Origin of the sequence: Streptomyces sp. NPDC056480 (genome assembly GCF_042795405.1) — a bacterium.
In the GTDB taxonomy this organism is placed as follows: domain Bacteria; phylum Actinomycetota; class Actinomycetes; order Streptomycetales; family Streptomycetaceae; genus Streptomyces.
Map to the genome: position 1 here is coordinate 1 of NZ_JBHTSA010000235.1, position 3920 is coordinate 3920.

Annotated in this window: 3 protein-coding genes; 1 reads left to right on the plus strand and 2 read right to left on the minus strand. The window is 67.3% G+C overall.

Going from position 1 to position 3920, the window contains the following annotated elements; genetic code table 11:
- Positions 1 to 257: 257 nt before the first annotated feature.
- Both ACFQ79_RS40420 and ACFQ79_RS40425 read right to left on the minus strand, forming a co-directional pair.
- Positions 258 to 1436 (minus strand): methyltransferase domain-containing protein, encoded by a 1179-nt coding sequence (locus ACFQ79_RS40420; RefSeq protein WP_383593312.1) that lies wholly within the window; start codon positions 1434 to 1436, stop codon positions 258 to 260.
- Between the two features lie 173 nt (positions 1437 to 1609).
- On the minus strand, positions 1610 to 2104 hold the full coding sequence (locus ACFQ79_RS40425; RefSeq protein WP_383593315.1) for a hypothetical protein: 495 nt from the start codon (positions 2102 to 2104) through the stop codon (positions 1610 to 1612).
- 142 nt (positions 2105 to 2246) lie between these two features.
- Here ACFQ79_RS40425 and ACFQ79_RS40430 point away from each other — a divergent pair, with 142 nt between their 5' ends.
- Entirely contained in the window at positions 2247 to 3605 is a 1359-nt protein-coding gene (locus ACFQ79_RS40430; protein ID WP_383593318.1) for a hypothetical protein, read from the plus strand.
- The last annotated feature ends 315 nt before the right edge of the window (positions 3606 to 3920 follow it).

Consider the following 3920-nt stretch of genomic DNA (forward strand, 5'->3'; position numbering starts at 1 on the left):
GCCCGGGCAGTCCGCGTAGGCCCCGGCCCTCGGCCGCCCTCCGAGTGTGAAAAGGCGGCCTCCGCCGCCGGGTCAAGGGTGGGCGCAGCCCATCGGCGAAGCCGACGCCGAAGGCGCCCTTGACGCGGTGGTGGAGGACGCCACACTCGGAAAGAGGGCGGCCGCACCCGAGGCACACCAGACACGCTCACCCCAGACACCTCACCCCCGCCGCCCGGGCTCTCCACCCCAACGCCCGAACCCGGAGGCGACGATCGTCAGCCGGCCACAGGGACAGGCTTGCCTGGATGATCCAGCCAGGCGCACTCACCCGACGGCGACACAGCCAGGCCGAACCGTTCAGGTCCGGGGCGGTCGCTTCTCGCCCACCAGGCGTGGGCCGCCTCCACCTCGGCCCAGAGCCGCCGTGGACCGTGCTGCCACACCGTGAACCAGTCTTCGGACGCTCCGTCCCAGTCCACTGCCGCCCACGACGCGCCATCAGTCGTCGCGATCCAGAGCCTGGACGCCACACCCTCCAGATCCGGGTTGTCATGCCACGTCCACCACACATCGCGAAGCTGCAGCCCCATGGCGAACCGCACATCTAGGTCGCCATGAGTGACCGCCCACGGTGACAGTCGCGTAATGGACTCCGCCGGCTGATGCTCGTCACGCACCACATCCCGGAAGATACGCAGGTCAGTCCGTTGGTTTCGCATGAGCATGAAGGCGGAGTGTGGTGCGAAGCGGCCTGACGCGGCGCCGTGGTCATCCACGGTCAAACGCAGCAGTCCATAGCAAAGCCATGGACTGTCCCACGGCGTCAGGATGACGCCCCCGGGCTTGACCTGCTCGACCCACTGCCGAGGAACGGACCGGACAGAGCACGTGGCCACCAAGCGGTCGTACGGCGCATTGGTCGCGTAGCCCACGGCACCGTCCCCGGCGATCACTTGCACGTCCATGCCTGCTTGCCGCAGCCGATCGCGCGCCTCGGAGGCCAACGCGGCATCCACTTCGAGGCTCGTCACGTTGTCCGAGCCCACGACGTGAGCCAGGAGCCCTGCGTTCCACCCGGTCCCCGTGCCGATCTCCAGGACTCGGTGTCCCGGCGCCACGTTCAGCATCCGCAGCATGCGGAAGACAATGCTTGGGGCACTCGCGGACGACGACGCCCATCGTTCCCCGTCACCCGGGTCGTGGCCGTCGTTGATCTGCGTCACCACGGGGTCATTGGCGTACGCGGCGCGGAGCCACGACTCCGGCGCCTCGGATCGCGCGCACGGCTCCAAGTCATCCCCCAGATAGATGTGTTCCGGGAGGAATGCGGACCTGGGAACAGCCCAAGCCGCACGCTCCCACACGGAGTCCATGAGTTGGCCCAAGTCATCGTTCACCGCGCCGAGCAAGCCGCGCAAGGCGATCTGCTCCGACGCCGAGAGGTCCGTCGTCATCGAATCGGCTACTTCCCCTTGCCGTGCTTCGGAGGATCCTTGGGCTTGGCCGTGTCCGGCGACGGCTTCGACGTACCCGGATCCTTGGGCCCGGAGTGCTGACCGTCGCCGCCGCTTCCACCCTTACCCGTTCCCCAACCCATCTGTCTCTCCCTTCGGTTACGGAGTGGCTGTCACTGCCGCGCCTCGCGCGTGGCGGGGTATTGCGGGGCGAATTCCTTGATCCCCATCTTGGGCGGGTCGTGCGGGTGGTTACGGACCTCCACCACGCAGTCCACGGCCGCCGATTCGTCGTGCTGCGGACCGGTGGCCATGTAGTGGTCGAACCACTCCACCAGGTACGCGCACTGCATGCAGCCCGTGGCCGGCTCAGGCCGAGGCCGGAGCTCGTGGTCCGCGGAAAGAACGACCGCCACGACACCGGGTGAGGACTTCAGGTCTCCCGTCCCACCATTCACGACCGGGACGCGGGTGGTGAGCACCCGAATCTGCGCGAGCTCCTGGGCGGTCGGCTGCCGCAGCTCTTCCGGTGGGGACGACCACTCCCGTCCGCCACCCGGCGGACGCAGGTAGACGCTTCCCAAGTAGTGGCCGGTCACCCGGCCCAACCTCCCGTCCTTGCCCACCGCGTACCGCATCGCGGTCGGGCTCCACTCTTCGGCGACCATGTCTCATCTCCCGTACGGGAACGGGCCGTTCCCTCGTGCTCCGCCTGTCACAACCACACGAAGAGCTAACCGTGACGGGCACATGGACGGGTACCGTTGAGGGGAGGGCAAATCATAAGTTCCATAAGCGCTGGGGGCTGGCGTGGCCACGACTTCCGAAGCACGGCGTAACGCAAAACTCTGTGCCCTGCTTGAGCAGGCCGGATACTCGGAAACCAAGTTCGCTCACGCGGTAAACCGACTCGGCGCGGAAGCCGGGTTGTCACTGAATTACCGCCAGCCCTCCGTTTCCCAGTGGAAACAGGGATCACAGCCTAAGCCGCAGGTCAGGGCAGTGATTCTCGCCGTACTCGAACGCAGGTTGGGCCAGCCGGTGACCTATGCGGAAGCGGGCCTGGAACGGCCGCTCACCGACCGGATCGATTCGCACCGTGACACCGTCGAGTCTCTGATCGACCTCGGAGAGGAAGACATGAACCCGTCCCGCCGCAAGCTCCTCACCGCAAGCATCTACTCAGTCGCACTCACCGTCCCAGCGTTTTCAGCCATCACGTCCGTGGCTCACGCCGAGGATCGCGAACGCATCACCCGGCCAACTGGCCGAATTGGCCAAGGCGAAGTCCAGACGGTCCGCAGAATGACGGACAAGATCGCGGACATCCTGGACGAACTCGGCGGTGGTCACGCCCGGCCGATGGCAGCCGCCTTCCTCGTCAACACGGTCGCCGGCTATTTGCGCGCGGATGCTTCGGAGTCCGTTCACCGCGACATGCTGTCCGCGGCATCCGACCTCACCTACCTCACCGGGTGGATGGCGATGTTCGAACGGGCGCACGGGCTCGGCCAGACGTACTACCTCCACGCGCTCGACCTCGCTCGGGAATCTCAGGACCAACTCACCTACTGCCGCACTCTGCGGGGAATGAGCCTGCAGGCCTCCCATTTGCGCTACGGACGGAAGGCCCTGGAGTACGCGGACTCGGCCGCCGAAGCGGCGCCCCAGGCGGGTCCTCGTCTTGTCGCCTTCCTGCGGGGCCAGCAGGCCCACGCCTCCGCCATGGTCGGGGACCGTCGAGGTGCCGTCGCGCGGCTTGCGGAGGCTGAGGCCGCACTTTCGAAGGCGGATTCCCGGCGTGACGCAGTGGGCGGATACGACCAGACGGCGTTCCTGTTCCACGTGGCGCACGTCCGCTATGAGACCAAGGACCTGGCGGGCTCGATCAAGGCCCTGAAGAGTTCGATCCGGGTGATGTCGCCGCAGGAGCGGCAGGGCCGACTCCACGCACATGCGGTGCTGGCTCAACGCCAGTACGAGTACGGCCATCTGGAGGAGGCGTGCAGGTCGTGGGGCAGTTTCCTGGACGACTACGAGGTTCTCTCAACGGCGCGGGGTGACGAGCACTTCGACACCCTGCGCGCTCTCACCATGCCTCGCACCTCGCGCGTGACGCGGGAACTGGGTGAACGCATCCACGTGGTGGCGGAGCGGAAGGCGGCGTAATTCCGTGGCCCGCACCTCTGGGCACGATCCGGACTGCGCCCGGTGAGCAAGCGCCTCCAAGGCACGAGCGGTGGGCCGGGTACGTGAGTGTCGGGTGGGACCGCCCTCTTTCCGAGAGTCGCTCCTTCCGGCGGTGCGTCAAGGGCGCTCCTTCGTCGCGTCGGCTTCGCCGATTCCGCTGCGCTCCACCCTTGACCCACCACCTCCAGGAGCGAAAGCACTCTCGGAGGGCGGTCCGGGGGGCGGGGTCACCGCCGGGCTTCGGGCAGTAGTCGGCGTCGGCTTGCGTCTGCGGGTCGGTGGGTGGGGGCTTGG

Bases quoted from the DNA above. Each gene is read 5' to 3' on its own strand.
- ACFQ79_RS40420 (WP_383593312.1), bottom strand. From the start codon at position 1,436: ATGACGACGGACCTCTCGGCGTCGGAGCAGATCGCCTTGCGCGGCTTG.
- ACFQ79_RS40425 (WP_383593315.1), bottom strand. From the start codon at position 2,104: ATGGTCGCCGAAGAGTGGAGCCCGACCGCGATGCGGTACGCGGTGGGC.